We start from the raw sequence: 24,107 nt of genomic DNA, 5'->3' as shown, positions 1-24,107 counted from the left end.
CTGAAATCATGCAAAAAATACTACTGATACTTTGTTTGTTACCATCCTTTTTAACGGCACAGAAGAAGAATATTAATGTGACAGAAATTGATAATTCAATTTTCAAAAAGGACAAGTACTGGCGGGGTGCTGATGGCGCTGCAACCATTGAACTCGGACAGGGCAAAATTCTCTGGTTGTTCAGCGACACATTCATTGACCAGGATGGAACGGGAAAAGGATGGATTCAAATCGGATGAACTTATTATCACATACAACATAAATAATTTTGATTTTGAAAGGTTGGTGAACGACGAAGAAATCTACTTCCCGAAAATCATCAAAATTAACCTGAATAACAATATTGAAACCTTCCAAATATTTAAGGACGAAATGAAAAAACACTGAAATGTTGAAGATTAAAAAATTAATTGTTTTATTTGAGGGATAATCTTTTAATATGGGAAAATCGAGACGTGGGTTGTTTTCTGGAACTGCCAAAGGAGATGATAGTTCAAGCCCCAATAAAATTGAATTACAGGATTGCCAGTTTGGAGGTGAAAAGTGTAAAGAACATCTTTCTGTCATTAATGAAAACTATTTGAAATTTCAGGAATACCGGCACAGAAAGGATTATAAAGAATCGATTGCTGCATTAAAAGATGCATTAGATAAAACCATTGAACTGAAGGAATATCCCTGCCTGAAATGTGCAGCTCTCTTTCAGAATACTATCATCGAGTCGCTGGAAAACGTCCATGATGAACTGCAAGATATGTCAACCGGGATATTCAGTAAAAAACGTTACGAATCAAGCCGTCGTGAAGCACGCGATGTGTTAGATGAGTTCCAGAAAGAGCTTTCAACAGATACTTTTAAAGATAGAAAAAAGTAATATGATGTGCTAACCTCCATTTCTAATTCCCCTTCGCACTGCCCAAAATAAATAAATCAGATTCTACTTTATCCTGAACATTTTTTCGGTAATCAAAAATTAACTGTTTTCAACCGGCAGAATAAAAAACCACATTGAACTGAAAAGTTTTAAATTTCTTTTTAAAATATTTGCCTACCAACTAATAGGTAGATATATTTGTGTAATGAATACAAAGGAGAAAATTATACAAATAGCAGATATACACATCCGGCAAAAAGGATGCAATGCATTTAGTTTTAGCGATATATCTAAACATCTGGGAATAAAAAATGCCTCTATTCATTACCATTTCCCGTCGAAATCGGATTTGATAATTGCCATTATCCAAAAACATTTAAAGCAATTAGAAAAATTCGAGCTAAAGGTCAAAAATTACTCTCCATTGAATAAGATAAAGATGTTTTTTACGGTTTATTCTGTGGCAAAATCAGAAGATAAGATTAGTATTTTAGGCTCGCTGACAAATGATTACCTCACTTTTGAATTAGCAATCCAAAATGAACTTAAAAAACTTACTGACAATACCTTGAGATGGTTGACCAAAACTCTTGAAGAAGGAAAGGGTAAAGGTGTTTTTAATTATACGATTGATGACAGGAATAAAGCCTTAATGATAATTACCAATATTCTTGGAGCGGAGCAACTGTCAAGATTAACTTATAACCAGGATTTTCAGCAAATAAAAGAGACAATTATAAACGATTTAATCCAGTAATAGTATGAAACGAGTAGTTATAACCGGAATGGGTGCGTTAACTCCTATTGGAAATAATGTGAATGATTTTTGGGAATCGCTTAAAAATGGTGTCAGTGGAGCAGCACCGATTACAAAATTTAACCCGGAAAAATTCAAAACAAAGTTTGCATGCGAACTTAAAAACTTTGACCCGTTGAATTATATCCCAAAAGCTGAAGCAAGAAAATATGATTTATTTACACAGTATGCTTTAATTGCTGTGGAAGAAGCCATAAAGAACAGCAACACCAATCTCGAAAACCTAAACAAAAATCGCATTGGTGTTATTTGGGGGTCGGGTAATGGAGGCATTGGCACCTTTGAACAACAAATAACTGAATTTGCACAAGGAGATGGCACTCCGCGGTTTAACCCTTTCTTTATTCCAAAAATGATTGTTGATATTGCATCGGGGGTTATATCAATTAAATACGGCCTGCGGGGAGTAAATTTCACAACCGTTTCCGCTTGTGCTACTTCCAATACTGCCATTATTGACGTTTTTAATTATATCAAGTGGGGAAAAGCAGATATGATAATAACAGGTGGTTCAGAAGCACCTATAACAGAAGGCAGTATTGGCGGTTTCAATGCTTCAAGAGCCTTATCTACATACAATGAGAATCCTAAAATTGCTTCAAGGCCTTTTGACATAAATCGGGACGGTTTTGTAATGGGCGAAGGTGCAGGTGCAATTATCCTGGAAAGCTACGAACACGCTGTTAAACGCAATGCACCAATCATTGCCGAAATTGTTGGCGGAGGTATGGCAGCCGACGCATACCATCTTACAGGCACACACCCGGAGGGCGAAGGAGCATATTTAGGAATGATTGCAGCCCTGGAAGATGCAAATATATCAACAGAAGACATCGACTATTTAAACACTCACGCCACATCAACACCCCCGGGCGACATTAGTGAAATGAAAGCTATAGAAAGAGTTTTCGGCAGACAAAATAAATTAAACATTAGTGCGACAAAGTCAATGACAGGGCATTTGTTAGGTGCGGCAGGAGCAGTCGAAGCAATTGCTTGTATCAAAGCTATTCAAAACGATATTGTTCCGCCTACCATTAACGCAGTGGACATAGAACCCGATTTTAAAGACAATTTTAATCTGACATTAGGAACTGCACAAAAAAGACAAGTGGATTATGCTATGAGTAACACCTTTGGATTTGGCGGTCACATCGCGACAACAATTTTCAAAAAGTATTCTGAATAAAAGGCAACATGTAATCGAGCAGATAACAGGTGAGCCGTTACGGAGGCTTCTCTTCGATTAACGGCTCTCTCTGTTTTATAATCGGCCATCTGACAACATTTTAACGACCCGCTGGCGGCCATTCCGTTAAGAATTTTATGTATGCAGAACTTTAAATCATTTTGCACGCATTCCCCTAATCATTCCAGATTCGTGGCATTCAAATAAAAAATATTTACTTTTGTCGGATTCATAAAAATTGAGCAAAAACCATTAAAAATGAAGATATCGTATTCCTGGTTAAAAGATTACATCAAACTGGATCAATCACCTGAAGAAATTTGCGAAATACTCACCCAAACTGGTCTGGAAGTGGGGAGCCTGGAAGAAGTGGAAACCGTAAAAGGGGGTATGAAAGGCCTGGTAACAGGCAAAGTACTCTCCTGCGCGCCGCATCCCAATTCAGATCACCTGAGCAAAACAACGGTTGACATCGGCACCGGCGAAGAGCTGCGTATTGTGTGCGGGGCACCCAACGTGGCTGCCGGCCAGAAAGTGGTGGTGGCACCGGTGGGTACCACGCTCTATATGGGCGACCAGGAACTGACACTGAAAAAAATGAAAATCAGAGGCGAGGTTTCCCAGGGAATGATTTGCGCCGAAGATGAAATCGGCATCGGCACCAATCACGAAGGAATCATTGTGCTCGATGAAAATACCGAAGTGGGCCAGCCGGCCAAAGAAATTTTTAACGTGAAATCGGACTGGGTGATTGAAATCGACCTCACACCCAACCGCATCGATGGCGCGTCGCACATTGGCGTGGCCCGCGATTTGGCAGCCTTCCTGAACCAGCAAATACCTACAAAATACACTCGCCCTTCAGTAGCAAATTTTAAAACAGACAACCATAATTTGGAGATCCCGGTAGAAGTAAAAACCCCGGATGCCTGTCCGCGTTATGCAGGAGTTACCATCTCCAACCTCGAAATAAAAGAGTCGCCCGACTGGCTCAAAAACCGGTTGAAAGCCATTGGGCACACACCGATTAACAATGTGGTTGACATTACCAACTACGTGCTTTTTGAAACCGGTCAGCCGCTGCACGCATTCGATGCCGACGAAATTACCGGCAACAAAGTGGTGGTGAGCACGCTAAATGAAGGCACAAAATTTACCACCCTCGACGAAGTGGAGCGCAAACTCCACGCCGACGACCTGATGATTTGCAATACCGAAGCACCGATGTGCATTGGCGGTGTTTTCGGCGGCATCCAGTCGGGCGTAAAAGAAACGACCAAAAGTATTTTTCTGGAAAGTGCCTGGTTCAACCCTGTTTACATCCGCAAAACTGCGCGCCGCCACGGACTCAACACGGATGCATCGTTTCGCTTCGAACGCGGTACCGATCCCAACGGTGTAATTTACGCCCTCAAAAGAGCGGCCCTGCTGATGAAAGAGCTCGCTGGCGGAACCATTACTTCCGAGATTGTAGATGTGTACCCTGAAAAAGCCGAACATTTCCCGGTGCATCTCTCATGGTTCAACCTCACACGGTTGATTGGAAAAGAACTGGAAAAAGAACAAGTGAAGACGATTCTTGCTTCACTCGAAATAGACATTGAAGGCGAGAACGAAAAAGGCCTCGATTTGAAAGTACCGCCCTACCGCGTGGATGTGAAACGAGAAGCCGATGTGATTGAAGAAATCCTGCGTATTTACGGGTACAATAATGTGGAAACTCCCTCACAGATAAGAGCATCATTGCAATATGCGCAGAAACCCGATCCCGACCAGTTGCGCAACCTGGCTGCCGAAATGCTGACCGCACAGGGTTTTAACGAAATATGGTCGAATTCGCTTACCAAAGAAATGTATTACGAAGGGCTGGAAAATTACAAGCGTGAAAATACAGTGAACTTGCTGAACCCGCTCAGCGCCGACCTGAACGGAATGCGGCAGACACTGCTGTTTGGCGGACTGGAATGCATTTCGTACAACGCCAACCGCCAGAATAAGGATTTGAAACTCTACGAATTCGGGAACTGCTACTTCTTTAAAGGCACCGAAAAGAAAAACAACCCGGTGAGTAACTACCACGAAGAGGAGCACCTCGGTCTGTTTATTACCGGTGCCCAATCGGCCGAAAGCTGGGAAGAGGAACAAAAACAGAGCAGCTTTTTCCAGTTGAAATCCATCGCCGAAAATTTACTGAAACGCTTTGGATTTAATTTGGAGCAGCTTCAAATTTCAGGCACAGAAAATGAATTGTTTGCTGAAGGGCTGAATTACCAGAACAACAACAAGACTGTGCTTGAAATGGGGATTGTGTCGAAAAAGTTCCAGACCAAATTTGAAATCGACAACCCGGTTTATTATGCCGATTTCTGGTTTGAAACCTTACTCGACCATCAGAAAAAACATGCAGTTACTTTTAGCGAGTTGCCAAAATTTCCATCCGTACGCCGCGATTTGGCCCTGCTGATTGATAAAAATGTCACCTTCCAGCAGATTAAAGATGCAGCTTTCAAAACCGAGCGGAAAATACTGAAGGATGTTGGCCTGTTCGATGTATATGAAGGAAAAGGAATTCCGGAGGATAAGAAATCGTATGCTGTGAAATTTACACTCCGCGACGAAAACCGCACGTTAAAAGATAAGCAGATTGACAAAACGATGAAAAAACTGCTGGCAGCATTTGAACGCGACCTGGGTGCACAATTGCGTGGCTAGCTGATTCTTTTTATCTTTATAAAAAATGTATTAATATGGAACAGCGCGAGGCTATTATAAAAAAGACGGTAAAAAATTTGAACCAGCTTTCAGAAGAAAGGCTGATAGAGGTTAAAGATTTTGTTGATTTTCTTCTAAAAAGGACTGAAGACAAATTACTCACTGAAGGTATACAGGAATTGACAAGCGAATCCAAATCATTTGAATATTTAAATGATGAGGAAGACCTTTATACCGTTAATGACTTAAAGGAAAAATATAAGTGAAAAAAGGTGATATTATTCTCGTTCCTTTCCCATTTACTGATTTAATGGGGAATAAGAAACGTCCGGCACTTGTGCTGATTAGTTCACCGGAAGATGTTACTGTCTGCTTTATTACAACTAAATTTGAAAGAAAAAGTATATCTGACATCGTGGTAAAACCAACTTTCGGAAATGGATTAAAAAAAGACTCAGTAATTCGCTTAAATAAAATCGCCACTTTAGATAAAGAAATTGTTCTTGGAAGATTAGGAACACTGGAAGAAAGTGTTGTAAAAGAAATTAACAAAAATCTGATTCGGATTCTGCAGCTTCAGAAATAATACGGCAGATTTTATTTGCCTGATTCAAGAAATTCAAATATGCAAAACCAAACAAAAGGTATTATTTATGCTTGTGTAACCGCCTTCTTCTGGGGCTTTCTGGCCATCGCGTTAAAAGTGGCGGTTCAGGAGATTGAACCGATTACTATTGTTTGGTTTCGCTTTTTTATTGCTTTTGTCATTCTGCTAGGCTGGCAGTTATATCGCTCTCCTTCCAGCCTGAAGATTCTGATAAAACCACCCTTTCTGCTGGTTTTGGCAGCCATTGCACTGTCGTGGAATTACCTCGGTTTTATGTTGGGGATAAATTATACCACTCCGAGCAACGCTCAGCTATTTATTCAGTTTGGTCCGCTTACCCTGGCACTGGCCGGGTTCCTGATTTTCAAAGAAAAACTCTCGCGCCGGCAAATGATTGGTTTCTTTGTGGCGCTGGCAGGATTTGCCTTTTTTTACCGCGATCAGCTGTTGGCATTTTTCGATGGAAAAGAGCAGTATAACCTCGGCGTTTTGTTTACACTGAGTGGTGCACTGGCCTGGGCTGCTTATGCTACCATGCAAAAAAAGCTGGTAACGGTTCATCCCGGACAAATGCTCAACCTGTTTCTTTTCGGTTTTCCGGCAGTTATTTACCTGCCTTTTATTAATCTTGCGCCTGTTCTCCAACTTCACTGGACCTGGTGGTTGCTGATTCTGTTTCTCGGTGCAAACACTTTCATCGCCTACAGCTCGCTGGCACAGGCACTGAAATTTATCGAAGCCAATAAAGTAAGCGTCATTATTTTTCTGAACCCGATTATCACCTTCATTACCATGGGAATCCTGACTTCGCTCGAAGTGAGTTGGATCAGCCACGAACGATTTTCGCTAACTACCATTTTGGGTGCTGTACTCGTCATTTCGGGAGCTTTTCTGGTTGTTAGAAAAAGAAAAGCCCGCAGAATTAAATAATCCTACTCCCACTTTTCATTTTTCTGAATTCCGTCGATTTTGTATCTTGTTTCAAAATTTTGAAAATAATGAGTGCAAATCAGCTACTTATCGGACTTTTTGTGGTTGCAATATTTACATCATGCAACATTCGTGAACCTAAAGTGATAACTGTGAATGGAGAAATTCCTTCGGGAGCAATGGGCAAAACCTTGCATCATGAACATTTGCTGGTTGATTTCATTGGGGCTGACAGTACGGGATACCATCGCTGGAATCGCGACAGCGTGGTGGAGAAAGTCCTCCCCTATCTCATTGAAATTAAAGAGATGGGCTACAAAACACTAATAGAATGCACACCGGCATATTTGGGGCGCGACCCGGAATTGCTAAAAATACTCAGTAAAAAATCGGGTATTCAACTTATTACAAATACAGGCTATTACAGTGCGGTGAATGCTAAGTTTCTGCCCGAACACGCGTTTACCGAAACCGCCTCCCAACTGGCCGAGCGCTGGATTGACGAGGCCCGCAACGGAATTGAAGAAACTGGAGTTTATCCCGGGTTCATAAAAATTGCCGTGGAGCGCGGTCCACTGGAAGAGATCAACCGGAAAGTTGTGGAAGCCGCCTGCATGGCGCACAAAGAAACGGGCCTCACCATTATGTCGCATACCGGGCTGGCAGAACCTGCATTTGAACAAATTAAAATTCTGGAAGAGTATGGCATTCATCCGTCAGCATTTATCTGGACGCATGCCCACAACGAAAAAGATATCGACAAACATTTTGAAGCAGCAGCGCTTGGATCCTGGATTGCTTTCGATAATTTCAATCCAGACCGTACAGAACGTTTTGTCGATTTTGCACAACAAATGAAAAAGCACGGATTTCTGAAAAATATGCTTTTCTCGCACGATGCAGGTTGGTACAAACCCGGCGAGCCCGGTGGCGGAAGTTTCAGGGGATTTACCGACATCGAAAATATATTGATTCCCGCATTGCGCGATGCCGGTCTCAGCCAGCAGGATGTCCACCAGCTCTTTGTAACAAATCCTGCAAAAGCATTCCAGGTATCGAAGCGGCTGCAGTAGTTTTATTTCCATTCTGATAAATTATTTGAGTGCTTTTTTTGAAAAGAAAATATGTTTTACAAAATATATGTAAACCAGCATCAACTTAATTTCGTATATTGTGGATGAACGAAAGATTAGTTTTGAATGCGATACAGAACAAATAATATATTAGCACTTGTACGTCCCAATAAAGAAGGAGAAGGAGTACTAAAGCAAACTCTGTTTTTCCAGGAAGCATTGGGAATGCGTATTTTTATTTACAACATTATTGATGAACCCTCTTTTTTTAAACGATTGTTTAATCCCAAAATAAGCGAATATTTGCAGAAAGAAGCACTTAGGCACCTGCAGGAGGTCGTAGAACAATCCATACAAGGAAAAGTACGCGATAATTTAACCTACAGGGTAAAAATGGGAAATCCCGGGAAAGTGTTGTTACGGCAAGCTAAAATGGGGGGTTATGAATTTATGATTATCGATAAAAGTGAACCCGAAGGAGGTTTAACCCGTGAGGAAACTGATAAAATAATCAGCCGGTCGGAATGTCCTGTGTTAAGCGTAAACAAGAATTATTATGTAGGTGAAATTAAAAAAATTGTCATCCCGGTAGATATTTCACAATCAACAAAAAAGAAACTGTTGTGGGCCACCTATTTTGCAAAAAAATATGGAGCAACCATAAAAATTGTATCCTCCCTGAGTTTAAATATTTCAGCAAAAAAAAGCCTGGCATGGAAAAATGCCGAAAAATTGAAGCAAATATTGCTTGAAAGGAACATTAAATGCGATGTGGATATTTTAAAAGCCAAGGGGAAGGAAAAACATGAAGTCATTCTCGATTACATTAAAAAAGAAAATCCGGGGTTGATAATTTTGCGTACCCACCAGGAATCAAACATGGCAGGTACACAAATTGGAAAATTTGTTTCTGAAATTGTGCACGGAAGCCAGATACCTGTATTTACAGTTAACCGTTTTTTAAATCCTATGCCTGTCGATTTTGAGTTGTAATTTTGAACGTTAAAAGCCTCGTTTTTTCATCAACTGGTGCAGTTCCTTCCACTTTTTTCCTTTGCTAAATACAGCCGCCTCTTCGGGGTTAAAATTCTCAATTAAAACCTGGTACATCCCCAATCTTTTTATTCGTTTGCCCAAAATGGCCTTTTCCTTGTTCTCTTCGGCAATCATCCCTGCGTACAATACGTTAAACCAGATTTCAACTTCAAGCGCATCTTTTTCATAAAACCGGCTGAGAAAATGGATTAACTTCAGGGTGTTGGGATCTACACCGGGTTGGGTGCGGTTAAAAACAACTACAAAATCATCATAAATTTTCGATGAACCATATTTCTCGCCAAGTTTTTTAAGCCGCGAAAAATACTGAATATCTGTGGGGGCAAAGCGTTTCCCATTTGAACGTGTTACAAATACACACCATTCATCAAAACTGCCGGTGTCAAATTCAATAAAACCGCCATTGCTGAATTGATTTATTCTGTGCGACATTACTCATTATTTGTTAGCACGATAAAAATAACGAAATTGCGCCTTAAAATCCGAATCCCAAATGAATTCCGGCCGAAAAGTGGGTGTGTTCTTTGTTAAAACCAACTCCCAGCATTGGTCCAAGGTGAATGCCGGAAATGGTAAATTCAAAAACACTCTCAGCGTGGAAAGCCGGCAAAACTTCAGTTTCGTTCTGCTCTTTTTCGAAAACTATCCCCGGGCCCGCGTTAAAAGAAAGAAAATGAAACGGCCGGTAATTCACCAAAAAATTCACGCCATTGTGCCATTCTTCACCTATAATTCCCTCATAACCTATCCCGAGACTCCAATTGCTTTCGGCATTTAATTTCCGTAGTAAATGCAAATGCAGAGCTGGTTCCAAACCACTTTCTCCCGAAAAAGATGCAGCTCCTGCTCCTACTCCGATGTGAAATTTATGCTCATCGTGGTGGTCATAATCATGACTGTGATTATGCTGTGCCAATGCTGATGTGCATGGGATTAATAGCATAATGGACAAGATTATTTGGCTTACAAAAACTTTTTTAATCATTTTTTTAATTTAATCTTGGTTTTCTGAATGAACAAAAGTACAAAAATCACTTTCAAAATGATTCCTGTAACTTTTAAAATTACCGGTTCAATAACCGTGAATGATTTATCAAAATACATTCCTGAAAAGAAAAAAGCTAAACCTAAAATCAGGAATAACAGCTCAACCCCTGGCCGGTATTTGGTGCTTTTAATCCGGTAAAATACAAAATACACTTTTAAAAAAATCCCGCCCCCAATTAAAATAGTGGAGAAAGGGGCAGCATCAAAAATAATTCTGAAAATTATTCCTGCTGCCAACAGTGCGAGTCCAGTAAAAAGCGGCCAATTATCTTTCATTTTCTCCAGGTAAACTGAATGCAAATATGATAATTTTACAGGAAACATCATCTGTTTATAAAAATGGTATTTAAACACTTTGACTATATTCATATTATTAAATCTAACTACTTTGCAATCGTCATATTCATGCGATATCTTTTCGTAAGGAATGGCATTGCGATATTGCATTACTTTTTGTAGGTTCAGAAAACTTATTATATCAATTTTTTTTCAAAGTGAGCCTTAAAGCGCAACTCTGAAATTACAATGGTTAATGCCGATAGAAAATTAAATGAGATGAAAGAAGTAAAATTTTTAAAACATTGGCACCTAAAGCATTTGGGATTTTTTGCTCTGACTACGATTTTTTTATTTGCATCCTGTTCAAGTAAAAAAAAAGAAAATGTAAAAATTACTGAACCTACAACAGTTTTAAAACTATCCCCTTCAGAGAACAATCCCCGCAACAGCGAGGGAGATTTTATAAATCTAAAAGACGGGAGAGTTTTGTTTGTTTATAGCCACTATACCGCGGGGGCTGGTGACGATCATGATCCCGCTTTTCTTGCGGGTCGCTATTCGGATGACGGTGGAAAAACCTGGACAGAGGAGGATGAAGTTATTGTAGCCAATGAAGGGGAAATGAATGTGATGTCCGTTTCGTTATTGCGGTTGCAAAACAACGATATTGCCCTGTTTTATTTGAAAAAAAATTCAACAGAAGATTGTATCCCGATGATGCGTATTTCCAAAGATGAAGCAAAATCATGGAGCGATGCTGTTCCTTGCATTACAGATAAAGAAGGCTATTTTGTACTCAATAACGACCGGGTAATCCAACTGGAAGACGGAAGGTTGGTTATGCCGGTGGCATTGCATAATACACCGGATGGAGAATGGAAAAATCAGGCAGATTTATTTAGTTATTATTCTGACGACAATGGGGAAACGTGGCACTCAAGTGAAAAAGTCCCCAACACTACCGATATCATTACCCAGGAACCCGGATTGATTGAAATGAAGGACGGAAGTGTTATGATGTATATCCGTGCGAGCGGAGGATTTCAGCAATTATCTTTTTCTTCCGATCGCGGAGAGACCTGGAGTCATATAGAAATAAGCAATATTCCCTCGCCTGTATCTCCTGCCACAATTGAAAAAATTCCGGGATCAAATGACTGGTTGCTGGTGTGGAATAATAATGACGGAACAAATCCTGACATAAAAGGAAAAAGAACGCCCCTTACCACAGCAATCTCGAAAGACGAGGGAAAAACATGGGATTACATTAAAAATATAAATACCGATCCTGATGGGTGGTATTGTTATATCGCTATTCATTTTGCTGACAATGAGCATATTTTATTGGGAAACTGCGCCGGGGACAGAACGGCAGGAACGGGATTATCTGTTACTGACATTACCCTTCTTGATAAGGCGTGGTTATACAAATAACTAATAATTGGCCGCCAGCGAGCAATCATAACGAGAAATTTTCAATAAAAAACCAGGAAGAAGGAAACATAACACAGGAAAATAATGATGCGAAAAGCCTCAGCTATTTTTAGCCTGAAAGCCCCCCTAAACTAATGAGTTTTTCAGAATGTTGTGCAATAAAAAAAGATTACGCTGATATTAAACAACTTAACCCTTTTGATTGTGGGGAGAGCAGGATCCTGCCGAAGGCATCCCTCTGGGACCACGAAGTGATCCCTCTGGGAGAACCTACGAAGGCTTAGCCAACAGATTTATCCCGAGTGCTCGGGACCCCGTTTGACCGTTTCGGTGTTTTAAATATTTTATTTGAATAAAGTTGGGAAATGTCGGAACATAAAAAAAGGATTAAACTGTATTTCAACAACTTAACCCTTTTGATTGTGGGGAGAGCAGGATTCTGCCGAAGGCATCCCTCTGGGACCACGAAGTGATCCCTCTGGGAGAACCTACGAAGGCTTAGCCAACAGATTTATCTCGAGTGCTCGGAACCCCGTTTGACCGCTTCGGTGTTTTAAATATTTTATTTGGATAAAGTTGGAAAATGTCGGAACATGAAAAAAGGATTAAACTGTATTTCAACAACTTAACCCTTTTAAATGTGGGGAGAGCAGGATTCTGCCGAAGGCTTCCCTCTGGGGGAACCTATGAAGGCTTAGCCAACAGATTTATCCCGAGCACTCGGGACCCCGTTTGACCGTTTCGGTGTTTTAAATATTTTATTTGAATAAAGTTGGGAAATGTCGGAACATAAAAAAAGGATTAAACTGTATTTCAACAACTTAACCCTTTTGATTGTGGGGAGAGCAGGATTCGAACCTACGAAGGCTTAGCCAACAGATTTACAGTCTGCCCCGTTTGACCGCTTCGGTATCTCCCCGGATATTTTTTGAGCCGGATGTCAGATTCGAACTGACGACCCCGAGATTACAAATCACGTGCTCTGGCCAACTGAGCTAATCCGGCATCTTATTTCAAACCGTTTTTATATCCGGCCTTTCTTTTCAGTACTTTCAGAACGTTTGCTTTTTAAAAACAGCGGCGCAAAGTAAGGAATTTATTTTTTAATCTGCAAACCTTTTTTCAAACTTTCAATACCTTTTTTTTCTGTCAAAAAAAGTGGGTAAGCTACCTGTGTCGCACCGCTACAACCGCCTACCCTTGCTGCCTTCCGACTCTGGGGGAATTCAGCAGGAGCTGGTCGCACAGGACTTACCCGGCGACAAAAGTAGAAAATTTTATATATCCCACAAATTAAACCTGAAAGTTTCACTAAAAATATTTTAAAGCAATAGTAAATGCCGCCTGCAGCGTTTTTGAATAGGTTCTTTTGCAACATATTTTAGGTACTGTATTTATCATCCGAAAAAAAATAGCCTATATTTGCAAGATACTTTACCTTAAAAACAAATAATCATGGAACAAAAATCTTCATCAATCTGGTCAACATCACTTACTTATGGAATTTATTTGGGTGTGGCTGTTATTTTGCTTTCGGTTGTTTACTATGTAACCGGAAATACATTTTCAAAATCCTCACAATGGGTTAGTTACGCTATCATGATTGCCGGCGTTGCTGTAGCCCAGCTTGCCTACCGAAAAACGCTCGGTGGCACAATGAATTACGGCCAGGCGCTGGGAGTGGGCGTATTAACCGTCCTCTTTGCATCTGTGTTATCTTCAATTTACACCTACCTGCTCTACACTGTAATCGATCCTTCGTTGCAGGAGCAATTGCGACTTTTCACCGAAGAACAAATTGTAAAACAGGGCAATGTACCTGAAGCGCAAATGGATATGGCAATAGAAATGGCCAGCCGGTTTCAAAAACCATGGATTATGGCTCTTTCAGGGATTTTGGTTGGCACTTTTGCTGGATTAATTATTTCTCTGATTACCTCCATTTTTACTAAAAAGAATCCCTCAGAAGATATTGTAGAATAAAAAGTACCGATTAAAAGAATGGATATTTCCGTAGTTGTACCTTTGTTTAATGAAGAGGAATCGTTGCCGGAACTGGCCTCGTGGGTTAAAAACGTGATGGATGAAAACCGGTTTTCATACGAAATCATAATGATTGACGATGGCAGCAACGACAATTCATGGAAGGTGGTCCAAAATCTTCAAAAAGAAAATTCAAACATTAAAGGAATCAAGTTCAGGCGGAATTACGGAAAATCGGCTGCCCTTTTCTGTGGATTTGACATTGTGCAGGGCGATGTGGTAATAACCATGGATGCCGACCTGCAGGACAACCCGGATGAAATCCCCGGACTTTTCCGCATGGTAAAGGAAGATGGCTACGACCTGGTATCAGGCTGGAAGAAAAAAAGAAAAGATCCGGTATTAACCAAAAATTTGCCCAGTAAATTTTATAACTGGACAGTGCGCCGCATGACGGGAATAAAATTGCACGATATGAACTGTGGCCTGAAAGCGTACCGCAAAAATGTGGTAAAAAGCATTGAAGTTTATGGCGAAATGCACCGCTACATTCCCGTTTTGGCCAAATGGGCAGGTTACAACAACATTGGCGAAAAAGTGGTTCAGCACAGCGAACGAAAATATGGTGTAACAAAATTCGGGGTAGAACGCTTTATCAGGGGGCCGCTCGATTTGTTGTCGGTAATGTTCATATCGCGGTTTGTAAAACGCCCCATGCACTTTTTTGGCGTGCTCGGCATTCTGATGATTATGGTTGGTCTGGCTGCCGCCATCTGGCTGGGGGTTGAAAAAATTATTCAGCTGAAGCACGGAATTGTGGGCAACTTATTAACCAACAGTCCCTATTTTTATATCGCTTTAACGGCAATGATTATTGGAGCACAGTTTTTCCTGGCCGGCTTTTTGGGCGAACTTGTTTCGCGCAGCGCCACCGACCGCAATAAATACCAGGTAGATCAAACCACTTCAGAGTAAAGCAAAAACCTCAATGACCGAAAGAGAAATTCAGTTTCGAAAAAAAAGGGAAATCGCCGAAATATTCAGCGATTCGGTTGAATTTATTAAACAGGAATATAAAACCGTTTTCAGGCTCATAAGCACATACGTTTTACCTTTTATTATTGTGAATGCATTTTTGCAGGTGCATGTGCAGCGCAATATCCTTGAAAAAATAGACATTCAAGACACTGAAGCCCTGATGGCCAATTTTGGACCGGTTTATATGCATTTCTTCCTTGCCTCGCTGTTTACCATTTTTGTGCAGTCCCTTTTTGTAGGAGCCTACTACACCTATCTCGAAGCCTACATAAAAGAGGGAAAAGATAATTTTAGTCTTTCGGACATTTCTTCGCAATTGTTTTCAAACTCGTTGCAGGCAATTAAGGCAGGTTTTGTCCTATTTTTTCTAGTGCTGGCAGGATTTTTCCTCTGTGTTTTACCCGGAATTTATTTTGGTAACACCTTTTCAATTCTGGTAGTGGTTTATCTTTTTGAAAAGAATAATCTGGGGCAGTCGATGCAACGCTCCTTCCGGCTGGTAAACGTGCAGTGGTGGAACACTTTTCTCATTAACCTGACCGGAGTGACTATCATTTATTTATCCAGCATCCTGCTTTCTGTCCCCAACATGTTGGCCGGAGAGGTGACAGAAAGTGGCAGCGTGCCCGGGGCAGTAGCTGCCGGTTATTCAGTTTCCTATTGGGTATGGACAGGGATTGCATCTGTAATTACCTCGCTGCTCTGGGTAATTCCCTACACATTTTTGGCTTTTCAGTATTTCAACCTCGACGAACGATTGAAGTCCTTGTTTCCGACGCAGCAAAACAGGTAGCAAGCTGCTTAAAATATAAATCTTGATTCAGACACAACGTGTTGTTTTGCCAGTTGGTACTCGGCAATGAGTTGCGCCATGATTTCCTTCACCGGTTTTATGTCATTTAGTTGTGCTGAAACCTGCCCTATTTCCAGTTCTCCTTCATCCAAATCGCCTTCAAAAATTCCTTTTTTGGCCCGCCCTTTTCCCAGCAGTTTCAATAATTCTTCAATCGAGGCACCACTTTTCTCAGCTTCAACAACCAGGTTAAAGAATGCATTTTTAACCAACCGGACCGGTGCCAGTTTTTTCAGTACCAGTTTTGTTCCGCCTTCGCCAAGTTCTGCAACATGTTTTTTGAAAGCAATGTGCGCCGATGATTCTTCAGAAATGGCAAAACGGGAACCAATCTGCACGCCATCGGCTCCCAAAACCATAGCGGCAAACATCGATTGTCCGGAAGCGATTCCACCGGCAGCGAGCAAAGGCAGGCTGGTTGCTTTTCGTACGGCAGGGATTAAAGTGAGCGTGGTGGTTTCGTCCCGCCCGTTGTGTCCGCCGGCTTCAAAACCTTCTGCCACAATAGCATCTACGCCGGCAGCTTCGCTTTTCTGTGCAAACACCGAACCTGAAACTACATGCGCCACTTTTATTCCACGGTCTTTGAGCCAGCCCGTCCACTTTTTGGGGCTTCCGGCCGATGTAAATACAATGGGTACTTTATTTTCGGCAATAATGTCCATTATTTTTTCAGTTTCAGGATAGAGCAGCGGTACGTTCACCCCAAATGGTCTGGATGTCGCCTGTTTCATTTTCACGATGTGTTCCCTGAGAGTTTCAGGGTGCATCGAACCGGCACCTATCAATCCCAGGCCACCGTTGTTACTCACTGCCGATGCCAGTTTCCATCCGGCACACCAAACCATTCCTCCCTGAATAACAGGGTATTTTACATTGAATAATTCACAAATCCTGTTCATATGTGTTCTGTTCTGATTAAATGATTTCTAAAAAAATAAAAATTAATTTTTCGCAGAATTGTTCCCTAATTGCTCCTCAAGGAATTCGATTAACACTTCCCTTGATACCCTTCGTTTTATATCGCCTTCTTTCACAAAAGAAACTGAACCACGTTCTTCTGAAACAATTATGGTTATAGCATCGGTGTTTTCGGTAATTCCGATAGCAGCCCGGTGACGAAGCCCCAAACTTTTATCAACATCACGCTGAGTGAGTGGCAGAATGCATCCTGCAGCGGCAATTTTATTGTTTTTAATAATTACAGCACCGTCGTGTAGTGGTGTGTTTTTAAAAAATATAGTTCGAAGAAGCGAAGAGGAAATTTCTGCATTCATCAGCTCTCCTGTATTGATCTGGTCATTCAGTTCCGAGTTGCCGGCAATCACAATCAGTGCACCTGTTTTTGATTTTGAAAGCGAAAAACAGGCATCGGCAAGTGCTTCAATTTCTCTGTCCTTGATGCTGGCTTCTTTTCCAACGTTAAAAAGCCTGTCGAGCGAAAACACGCGATTCAGATTGTAGTTGGTTCCCACAAACACCAAAAACTTTCGGATTTCGGGATGAAAAACAATAATAAGTGCCAAAACTCCTACTTCAATAAACCGGCCCATAATTGCACCCACCAGTTGCATATTGAGCGCGCGCACCATCACCCACAGCAAATACAATGAAAAAAGGCCGATAACAATATTGAATGCCACAGTGCCTTTAATCAAACGATAAAGCTGGTACAACAAAATGGCTACCAGAATAATATCGAGAATATCGAGAAAACGGATAGTAATAAATGCCGGCATTATTTAACAATCGATTTTAATGCTTCGTAAATTTTTATGGCTTCGATGGCTTCCTTTACATCGTGTACCCTGAGAATGTCAGCTCCCCCAAGAAGCGCCATGCTGTTTAAAACTGATGTTCCGTTCAGCGCTTCTTCAGGAGAACAGTTCAATAATTTACAGATCATCGACTTACGACTAAGCCCAACCATTACAGGGAGCTGAAAAACCTTAAACGAGTCAAGACGATTAAGTAAATCATAATTATGCTGAATATTTTTTCCAAATCCAAATCCAGGATCAATAATAACATCTTTCACGCCCAGTTTTGTCAGTTTTTTTACCCTTTCACTCAGCCAGTTCGAAACATCTCTTACAACATCTTCGTAATGAGGGTCCTCCTGCATTGTTCGCGGGGTGCCCTGAATATGCGTTAAAATATAAGGCACATTCATTTTACCTATGGTCTCAAACATTTTTGAGTCGAGTGTACCGCCAGAAATATCGTTTACGATAATCGGGCCAATTTCGTCGATAACCCGCACAGCCACCCACGAACGGAATGTATCGACCGACAGGTGAATGCCCGGAAAGTTTTTGCGGATTGCATGTACGGCAGGCAAAAGCCTTCCCAGCTCCTCTTTGGTGGAAACCATTGCTGCCCCCGGTTTGGTCGATACAGCGCCAATATCGATAAACGAGGCCCCGTCGGTTATCATTTTTTCAACTGCTGAAAGTAATACTTTTTCGTCCTCCAGTTTTCCGCCGTCGTAAAACGAATCGGGCGTTACATTTATGATTCCCATAACTACCGGGTTGGAAAATTCAATAAGTTTTCCACCCAGGTTGATCGAGTTTTTCCGTTTGAGGAATTTACCCGCCGACTGGGTAATCAACATAAGCAAAATGTTTTATGGTTAAACAATACAGTTGTACAAATGTATAACAAAACCCCTCAAATTCCTCAAATTTTAATATTTTTATGCCCCAATTTAAAGAGCATGGAAAAAACAAATCAACAATATGACGAGGTTATAGCCACCTGCCGTTCTGTTTTTTCAAAAAAAATGGAAGATTACGGAACGGCGTGGCGAATTTTGAGGCCCCAGTCATTAACCGATCAGATTTATATTAAAGCCAGCCGGATAAGAAGCATTGAAGAAAAGGGCATTTCGAAAGTTGACGAAGGAATCAGGCCCGAATTTATCGGAATCATCAATTACGCGATAATTGGGTTGATACAACTGAAACTGAATCCATCGGAAACCGAACTTGAAAATGAAAAAACACTCGAATTGTACGACTCCTTTTTTAAGCAGGCAAAGGGACTAATGTTAGACAAAAACCACGATTACGACGAAGCCTGGCGGAAAATGCGCGTGAGTTCCTACACCGATTTGATTTTAATGAAGCTGAAAAGAATAAAACAAATAGAAAACAACCAGGGAAAGACAGTAGTTTCGGAAGGAATCGATGCCAATTATCTCGATATAATCAATTATGCTGTGTTTGCCCTCATAAAAATTAGTTTCAAAGACGATACACAAAGTTAATTCATTATGAATATTATAAAACACATTGCCCGCATACTGGTGGGTGTAACATTTATTTTCTCAGGTTTTGTAAAAGGAATTGATCCCTGGGGATCGGCATACAAATTCACCGACTATTTTAACGCAATGGGCTTTGAATGGCTTCTATGGGCTGCTTTTCCGCTGGGTGTAATTCTGGCTTTTGCCGAGTTTGCCATTGGTGTTGGGCTTCTTTTTAATGTTTTTCACCGCTTTTTTTCCTGGCTGGCACTACTGTTCATGGCTTTCTTTTTACCGCTTACGCTCTGGATTGCCTTGAAAAATCCGGTAACCGACTGCGGCTGCTTTGGCGATGCACTGGTTATTTCCAACTGGGAAACATTTTATAAAAATATAGTTTTGATGGGGCTCACCCTCATTGTTTTCCGCTACCGGAACGACATGACTGAAATTATGGGCAAGAAATCACGGTTTGTTCTGGCAGGAATTTTTACCGCTGTATATCTATGGGCTGGATTTTATTCATACAACCATCTGCCAATTTTTGATTTCAGACCGTATAAAGTGGGCGTAAACGTTCCGGAAGGCATGGAAATTCCTGAAGATGCCCCACAAGATGAATACAATAACATTTTCTACTACAAAAACAAAAATACCGGCGAGGTGGAAGAGTTCACCGAAGAAAATTATCCGTGGCAGGACACGCTGAACTGGGAATACCACGATATGGAGTCTATACTGGTAAAAGAAGGCTACGAACCTCCAATTCATGATTTCAGAATTGAAACACCCGAAGGAGAAAATATTATCGACTTCTTTTTATATGATGAGAATTATGTTTTCATGCTGATTGCCTACGATTTGAACAAAACGGCCACCAAACCGCTCGGTAAAATTAATAAACTTGCCAACTGGGCTATGGAAAAGGGAATGTCGTTTATTTGCCTTACCTCTTCCCTGCCGGATGAATCACGGGCATTTGCAGAAGAACATAACATCGCCTTCGAATTTTTCAATTGCGATGAAATTACCCTGAAAACGATTGTGCGTTCAAATCCGGGACTGATGGTAATTAAGGACGGAATTGTTGTGGCAAAATACCATTATAACGACATTCCGACACCTGCTGAGTTTCAAAACGAATTCATCAATTAAAAGTTAATTGTAAAATTTTCAGACGTAAGAATTATAGTATTGTCGTACAAGCTGTTAATTTTGTATTAGAATAAAAATTAAAAACTTAAATATCAAAAAAATGAGAAAAAAAATAGTAGCAGGAAACTGGAAATGCAATACCAACTTGCAGGAAGGTGTTCAACTGGCAAAAAAAGTAAATGAACTGGTTGCCAAAGAAGGTGCAGACGACGTTGTAGTGGTGTTGGGAACTCCGTTTACCCACCTCACCAAAGTTGTTGAAACTGTTGATACTGACGTAATCGGTGTGTCAGCGCAAAACTGTGCAGCCGAACCCAAAGGTGCTTTTACCGGCGAAATTTCAGCCGAAATGGTAAAATCAACCGGTGCTGAATACGTTATCTTGGGTCACTCGGAACGCCGTGAATACTTCGGTGAAACCAGCGAAACACTCAACAAAAAACTGGCACTGGCACTCGAAAACAACCTCACTCCAATTTACTGCTGCGGCGAACCGCTCGAAATTCGTGAGGCCGGAACACAAAACGACTTTGTGAAAAAGCAAATGGAAGAAACCGTTTTCCAGCTTTCAGCCAATGATTTCAAAAAACTGGTGATTGCCTATGAACCCATCTGGGCCATCGGAACCGGTAAAACAGCTACATCCGAACAGGCGCAGGAAATTCATGCATTTATCCGTTCCATTATTGCTGAAAAATTCGGAAATGAAGTGGCGCAGGAAATTTCCATTCTTTACGGCGGAAGCTGCAAGCCATCGAATGCCAAAGAATTGTTTACCAACGAAGATGTTGACGGCGGACTAATCGGCGGCGCTTCACTCAAAGCCGAAGATTTTCTCGGAATTATCAATGGATTTTAAGAAAAATGAATTACCTGAAACTCGCTGTAACAATCACCCCTGTCGAAGAATGGCTGCGCGATGTGCTGACTGCGCAACTCAGCGAAACTGGATTTGAAAGTTTTGTGGAAACTGACGATGGCTTTGAAGGATTTATCCCCGAAAAAGATTTTAATGAAAAGGAAGTTTCAAATCTGCTTAAAACTTTTGATGAAAATCACACCTTCGAGGTTCAGAAAGAATTGATTGAGGAGAAAAACTGGAATGAAGAGTGGGAAAAAAATTATTTCAAACCACTGGTTATTGCTGTTAAATGCCTTGTGCGGGCGCCGTTTCACAAAGATTATCCGAAGCTCGAATACGAGATTGTTATTGAACCCAATATGGCTTTTGGTACCGGCAACCACGAAACCACCTCGATGATGCTGGAAGCCATTCTTGAAAACGACATGCAGAATAAATCGGTGCTGGACATGGGTTGCGGAACTGGAATCCTCGGCATCCTGTCATCGATGAAAGGTGCCCGTAAAATTACGGCCATCGACATTGATGAGTGGTCGTTTAAAGGCGCCGGCGAAAATGCGCAAATTAACCACATTCAAAATATGGAGGTAAAACTGGGCGATGCTTCATTGCTGGGCGACGAAAAATATGATATCATTTTTGCCAATATCCACAAAAATGTACTAATAAACGATTTGCCGGTTTATGTGCGTTGCCTTAATAAAAGTGGCCTGCTTTTTATGAGCGGTTTTTATCTGGAAGATATTCCTGATTTAAGAACCAAAGCAGAACAGGTTGGGTTAAAAGAAACAGGTTTTAAGTCGAAGAATAACTGGGCAGTTGCGGTTTTTGAGAAACCACAGAATTAAAACATCACCCCAAACCGGAAGCCGCCTGCCATGAGTGTTCCGGAATAGCCCATGTCGCCCCACCATTCGTTGTAGTAGTCGTGCAGGCCGCTTGTTTTATCATCGAAACTAAAACGTATTCCGGTGCCGATGTACGAATCGAGGTAAAAATTGTCCATGATTAAAAAATGGAGGCCAAAAATTAAATTCCCTCCAATTTTATAAATATTGGTCGTTATCTCATCCTCCACCAATCCTATATAATTTCCACCATTTTCAGTAAACTCCTGTGCTGCCAGTCCATCGTCTTTTACCGAAAAGAAACTGAAAATTGGACCGTACGAAAAATAGGGATTGATTTCGCTAAATTCCCGCTTCATGAAAATTTTATGCTGAATTTCCACACCGCCGCCGGCCATGCTGTTGTAATCCCAGTCGAGGTTGGATTTGCTGCTGATGTACATCTGCGGCGCAACCACCAGCCAGTGGTTTTTGTCGTTCAGCCTGAAATCCAAATCGATACGAAAACCGTTTGTAATGGCATACTGCGGAACAACGCCGAGCGCAAAAGATTTTTCTTCCCTGATATCTTCAGAATCATTTTGAGCAGAAACCAGTATGGGAAAAAGCAAGAGAACTGCGATTAAATATTTCATTTTTAAATTATTTAGAATTCAACATTAATTTCACTGAGTTTTATGATGGTGTCATTCTCCAGTTTATATTGCACAAAACCGGTTTCGCCAATTACCAAAGCACGGTTTTTATCGAGAATGAGATCGTAAGCCACCAAATCGTTAAAATGGTGCAATTGCGCAATGTTCAGTTTATCGGAAATATCGAAAACTTTCAGTCCGTTGTCGCACACCCAAAGCGTATCGTTGCGAACGGCCAGTCCACGCGGACTTTGCATCTGGTATTGCTTTAAAAGTTGTGGCCGTTCTATATCCTTAAGGTCGATTATTTGCAGCTCGTTTACCGAACGCCAGCACTCCTCACGACTGGCATTGAGGGTTACATAAGCATACTCGCCATCGGAAACCACCGGGTCGCAGGCAATTACGTGTTCATAAAACGAAATCTGGCGGGGAGTTCCTGCAGTGCTGATATCGTAAATAAACATTCCGGTACTTGTTCCCAAAAAAAGTTTATCGCCCAGCGGAAAGATGGTTTCCACCCCAAACCCAACTGTGTTTTTTTGTTTGAATTCCGGGTTTTCTTCCAGTGCGATATCAAAAACATTCAGGTTTTGCTGGTCAACTGTAAATAAGTGATCACCAACAATAGTGAACCGCGCCATGGATCCTCCGGTGCCGCTTTCTGAAACACCGTCGAAAGCTGAATCACCGTAACTACACGATTGTAAAATCAAGAAAATAGCAGCCGATGTTATAATAAAATAAATGCATTTCATAACTAAAAATTTTAATTTAAGTCCCATCGCACAAGAATTGCTTCTTCGGGCGCAGCCTGGCGTTCTTTCCAGGTAAGCTCCCTCCCTTCGGGTGAAACAGGCTCGGGAAAAGTGTTTTTAATCCTTTTTGTAACCTCAATATCAGTTATGTGCTCATCCAGTTTTATTGCAATTAAATCCACTGCATTGTCGGCATACAACACGTTGTTTTTCATGGCTATATCAATACAACCATCCACATTAATAAACGCAACATTTGTGGGATCTTCCGGATTGGTATTGTCAATTACATGAATACCACGGTACTTTTCATTAATAAAAATAAAGTGGTCTTTCAAATAAATTTTCCCCGGATTGAGAATCGTTTTCGGTCCTTCAAGTTTCACATTTTTTTCCATTTCGGAACGCAGCATAAACACTGGGTTATAAGGACCGTAATAAACCTGTTCATTATCGAATCCCGTTAAAATGAAAAGAAAAACAGCAAGTAAAAACGGTATAGATTTTTTCATAGTAAAAGGTATTTTCAGTTAAGATACTTTGTAAAGATAATGGGTTGCGTTTAATTTCAGGAAAAATATACAAAATAAGGGAATAAGGTTAAAGGTACCTCGTGACATACATTGTTTTTAAGGTTAGGGATTAAAAATAAAGTTTTTAGGCTAATAAATAAAAAGCTGTGAAATTCTTAATTGACTGACTGTTCT

General features: G+C 41.0%; 28 protein-coding genes, 2 tRNA genes and 1 other RNA gene. 19 read left to right on the top strand and 12 right to left on the bottom strand.

What is annotated here, in order from left to right; genetic code table 11:
- The first annotated feature begins 8 nt into the window (after positions 1–8).
- The 11 genes from BUC07_RS20610 (at position 9) to BUC07_RS03900 (ending at position 9,195) form a co-directional block, all read left to right on the top strand.
- The gene (locus BUC07_RS20610; RefSeq protein ID WP_139279461.1) at positions 9–239 is read left to right on the top strand and encodes a hypothetical protein; all 231 of its coding nucleotides are present in this window, start codon (positions 9–11) and stop codon (positions 237–239) included.
- The gene (locus tag BUC07_RS03945) at positions 205–387 is read left to right on the top strand and encodes a hypothetical protein (RefSeq protein ID WP_073165866.1); all 183 of its coding nucleotides are present in this window, start codon (positions 205–207) and stop codon (positions 385–387) included. Before BUC07_RS20610 ends, BUC07_RS03945 begins: the two co-directional genes overlap by 35 nt.
- Positions 388–439: 52 nt before the next feature.
- Positions 440–874 (top strand): hypothetical protein, encoded by a 435-nt coding sequence (locus tag BUC07_RS03940; RefSeq protein ID WP_073165864.1) that lies wholly within the window; start codon positions 440–442, stop codon positions 872–874.
- A 205-nt stretch (positions 875–1,079) separates the two neighbouring features.
- Positions 1,080–1,631: a TetR/AcrR family transcriptional regulator gene (locus BUC07_RS03935; protein WP_073165861.1), complete on the top strand. Its 552-nt coding sequence runs from the start codon at positions 1,080–1,082 to the stop codon at positions 1,629–1,631.
- A 28-nt stretch (positions 1,632–1,659) separates the two neighbouring features.
- Positions 1,660–2,880: a beta-ketoacyl-ACP synthase II gene (gene fabF, locus BUC07_RS03930; protein ID WP_245792633.1), complete on the top strand. Its 1,221-nt coding sequence runs from the start codon at positions 1,660–1,662 to the stop codon at positions 2,878–2,880.
- Between the two features lie 258 nt (positions 2,881–3,138).
- Entirely contained in the window at positions 3,139–5,592 is a 2,454-nt protein-coding gene (gene pheT, locus BUC07_RS03925) for a phenylalanine--tRNA ligase subunit beta (protein WP_073165855.1), read from the top strand.
- Between the two features lie 35 nt (positions 5,593–5,627).
- Positions 5,628–5,858 carry a hypothetical protein gene (locus BUC07_RS03920; RefSeq protein WP_073165853.1) on the top strand — a complete coding sequence of 77 codons (231 nt, stop codon included), beginning with the start codon at positions 5,628–5,630 and terminating at the stop codon, positions 5,856–5,858.
- A complete protein-coding gene (locus BUC07_RS03915; RefSeq protein WP_073165850.1) occupies positions 5,855–6,178 on the top strand; it encodes a type II toxin-antitoxin system PemK/MazF family toxin in 324 nt (107 codons plus the stop codon). The genes BUC07_RS03920 and BUC07_RS03915 overlap by 4 nt, the downstream gene beginning before the upstream one ends.
- Positions 6,179–6,217: 39 nt before the next feature.
- Positions 6,218–7,129, top strand: a complete 912-nt coding sequence (locus BUC07_RS03910; protein ID WP_073165847.1) for a DMT family transporter — start codon at positions 6,218–6,220, stop codon at positions 7,127–7,129.
- A 68-nt stretch (positions 7,130–7,197) separates the two neighbouring features.
- Positions 7,198–8,202 carry a phosphotriesterase family protein gene (locus tag BUC07_RS03905; protein ID WP_073165844.1) on the top strand — a complete coding sequence of 335 codons (1,005 nt, stop codon included), beginning with the start codon at positions 7,198–7,200 and terminating at the stop codon, positions 8,200–8,202.
- A 126-nt stretch (positions 8,203–8,328) separates the two neighbouring features.
- On the top strand, positions 8,329–9,195 hold the full coding sequence (locus tag BUC07_RS03900; protein WP_073165841.1) for a universal stress protein: 867 nt from the start codon (positions 8,329–8,331) through the stop codon (positions 9,193–9,195).
- Positions 9,196–9,204: 9 nt separating this feature from the next.
- Here the strand turns inward: BUC07_RS03900 and BUC07_RS03895 are convergent, their stop codons facing one another.
- The 3 genes from BUC07_RS03895 to BUC07_RS03885 are packed head-to-tail and all read right to left on the bottom strand — an operon-like array spanning position 9,205 to position 10,581.
- Positions 9,205–9,690, bottom strand: coding sequence for a DUF7004 family protein (locus BUC07_RS03895; protein WP_073165839.1), 486 nt, complete (start codon positions 9,688–9,690; stop codon positions 9,205–9,207).
- 43 nt (positions 9,691–9,733) lie between these two features.
- On the bottom strand, positions 9,734–10,243 hold the full coding sequence (locus BUC07_RS03890; RefSeq protein WP_073165836.1) for a hypothetical protein: 510 nt from the start codon (positions 10,241–10,243) through the stop codon (positions 9,734–9,736).
- The gene (locus BUC07_RS03885; RefSeq protein ID WP_139279460.1) at positions 10,240–10,581 is read right to left on the bottom strand and encodes a hypothetical protein; all 342 of its coding nucleotides are present in this window, start codon (positions 10,579–10,581) and stop codon (positions 10,240–10,242) included. Before BUC07_RS03885 ends, BUC07_RS03890 begins: the two co-directional genes overlap by 4 nt.
- Before the next feature lie 279 nt (positions 10,582–10,860).
- Between BUC07_RS03885 and BUC07_RS03880 the strand changes: the two genes are divergently transcribed.
- On the top strand, positions 10,861–12,018 hold the full coding sequence (locus BUC07_RS03880) for a sialidase family protein (RefSeq protein WP_083578090.1): 1,158 nt from the start codon (positions 10,861–10,863) through the stop codon (positions 12,016–12,018).
- Positions 12,019–12,855: 837 nt separating this feature from the next.
- On the opposite strand, the gene BUC07_RS03875 is transcribed toward BUC07_RS03880, so the two are convergent.
- From BUC07_RS03875 to ffs, 3 genes are all read right to left on the bottom strand, one after another.
- Positions 12,856–12,937, bottom strand: a tRNA-Tyr gene (locus tag BUC07_RS03875).
- A 12-nt stretch (positions 12,938–12,949) separates the two neighbouring features.
- Positions 12,950–13,023 (bottom strand) — tRNA-Thr (locus tag BUC07_RS03870).
- A 152-nt stretch (positions 13,024–13,175) separates the two neighbouring features.
- Positions 13,176–13,275, bottom strand: an RNA gene (gene ffs / locus BUC07_RS03865) — signal recognition particle sRNA small type.
- Between the two features lie 198 nt (positions 13,276–13,473).
- Here ffs and BUC07_RS03860 point away from each other — a divergent pair.
- From BUC07_RS03860 to BUC07_RS03850, 3 genes are read left to right on the top strand one after another with little or no spacing between them, the layout of a single operon-like run.
- Positions 13,474–14,001, top strand: a complete 528-nt coding sequence (locus BUC07_RS03860; RefSeq protein ID WP_073165831.1) for a DUF4199 domain-containing protein — start codon at positions 13,474–13,476, stop codon at positions 13,999–14,001.
- An 18-nt stretch (positions 14,002–14,019) separates the two neighbouring features.
- Positions 14,020–14,976, top strand: a complete 957-nt coding sequence (locus BUC07_RS03855; RefSeq protein WP_073165828.1) for a glycosyltransferase family 2 protein — start codon at positions 14,020–14,022, stop codon at positions 14,974–14,976.
- A gap of 13 nt (positions 14,977–14,989) precedes the next feature.
- Positions 14,990–15,832 carry a hypothetical protein gene (locus tag BUC07_RS03850; RefSeq protein ID WP_073165825.1) on the top strand — a complete coding sequence of 281 codons (843 nt, stop codon included), beginning with the start codon at positions 14,990–14,992 and terminating at the stop codon, positions 15,830–15,832.
- Positions 15,833–15,840: 8 nt separating this feature from the next.
- On the opposite strand, the gene BUC07_RS03845 is transcribed toward BUC07_RS03850, so the two are convergent.
- The 3 genes from BUC07_RS03845 to folP are packed head-to-tail and all read right to left on the bottom strand — an operon-like array spanning position 15,841 to position 18,509.
- Positions 15,841–16,794 carry an NAD(P)H-dependent flavin oxidoreductase gene (locus BUC07_RS03845; RefSeq protein ID WP_073165823.1) on the bottom strand — a complete coding sequence of 318 codons (954 nt, stop codon included), beginning with the start codon at positions 16,792–16,794 and terminating at the stop codon, positions 15,841–15,843.
- A 42-nt stretch (positions 16,795–16,836) separates the two neighbouring features.
- The gene (cdaA, locus tag BUC07_RS03840) at positions 16,837–17,631 is read right to left on the bottom strand and encodes a diadenylate cyclase CdaA (protein ID WP_073165820.1); all 795 of its coding nucleotides are present in this window, start codon (positions 17,629–17,631) and stop codon (positions 16,837–16,839) included.
- The gene (folP, locus tag BUC07_RS03835) at positions 17,631–18,509 is read right to left on the bottom strand and encodes a dihydropteroate synthase (protein ID WP_073165817.1); all 879 of its coding nucleotides are present in this window, start codon (positions 18,507–18,509) and stop codon (positions 17,631–17,633) included. The genes cdaA and folP overlap by 1 nt, the downstream gene beginning before the upstream one ends.
- 102 nt (positions 18,510–18,611) lie before the next feature.
- On the opposite strand from folP, the gene BUC07_RS03830 reads away from it, so the two are divergent.
- From BUC07_RS03830 to prmA, 4 genes are all read left to right on the top strand, one after another.
- Positions 18,612–19,163: a DUF1599 domain-containing protein gene (locus tag BUC07_RS03830; protein WP_073165813.1), complete on the top strand. Its 552-nt coding sequence runs from the start codon at positions 18,612–18,614 to the stop codon at positions 19,161–19,163.
- 6 nt (positions 19,164–19,169) lie between these two features.
- A complete protein-coding gene (locus tag BUC07_RS03825; RefSeq protein WP_083578079.1) occupies positions 19,170–20,297 on the top strand; it encodes a BT_3928 family protein in 1,128 nt (375 codons plus the stop codon).
- Between the two features lie 100 nt (positions 20,298–20,397).
- The gene (tpiA, locus tag BUC07_RS03820; protein WP_073165810.1) at positions 20,398–21,156 is read left to right on the top strand and encodes a triose-phosphate isomerase; all 759 of its coding nucleotides are present in this window, start codon (positions 20,398–20,400) and stop codon (positions 21,154–21,156) included.
- Between the two features lie 5 nt (positions 21,157–21,161).
- Positions 21,162–22,007, top strand: a complete 846-nt coding sequence (gene prmA / locus BUC07_RS03815; protein ID WP_073165807.1) for a 50S ribosomal protein L11 methyltransferase — start codon at positions 21,162–21,164, stop codon at positions 22,005–22,007.
- Here prmA and BUC07_RS03810 read toward each other — a convergent pair.
- From BUC07_RS03810 to BUC07_RS03800, 3 genes are read right to left on the bottom strand one after another with little or no spacing between them, the layout of a single operon-like run.
- The gene (locus BUC07_RS03810) at positions 22,004–22,642 is read right to left on the bottom strand and encodes a hypothetical protein (protein ID WP_073165805.1); all 639 of its coding nucleotides are present in this window, start codon (positions 22,640–22,642) and stop codon (positions 22,004–22,006) included. The genes prmA and BUC07_RS03810 overlap by 4 nt on opposite strands.
- Positions 22,643–22,653: 11 nt before the next feature.
- Positions 22,654–23,400 carry an LVIVD repeat-containing protein gene (locus BUC07_RS03805; RefSeq protein WP_073165803.1) on the bottom strand — a complete coding sequence of 249 codons (747 nt, stop codon included), beginning with the start codon at positions 23,398–23,400 and terminating at the stop codon, positions 22,654–22,656.
- A gap of 11 nt (positions 23,401–23,411) precedes the next feature.
- Positions 23,412–23,912, bottom strand: coding sequence for an LVIVD repeat-containing protein (locus BUC07_RS03800; protein ID WP_073165800.1), 501 nt, complete (start codon positions 23,910–23,912; stop codon positions 23,412–23,414).
- Between the last annotated feature and the right edge of the window lie 195 nt (positions 23,913–24,107).

Origin of the sequence: Tangfeifania diversioriginum (assembly GCF_900141875.1) — a bacterium.
In the GTDB taxonomy this organism is placed as follows: domain Bacteria; phylum Bacteroidota; class Bacteroidia; order Bacteroidales; family Prolixibacteraceae; genus Tangfeifania; species Tangfeifania diversioriginum.
The sequence above is the reverse complement of the archived record's forward strand: the minus strand, read 5'-3'. Positions and strand labels throughout refer to the sequence as shown.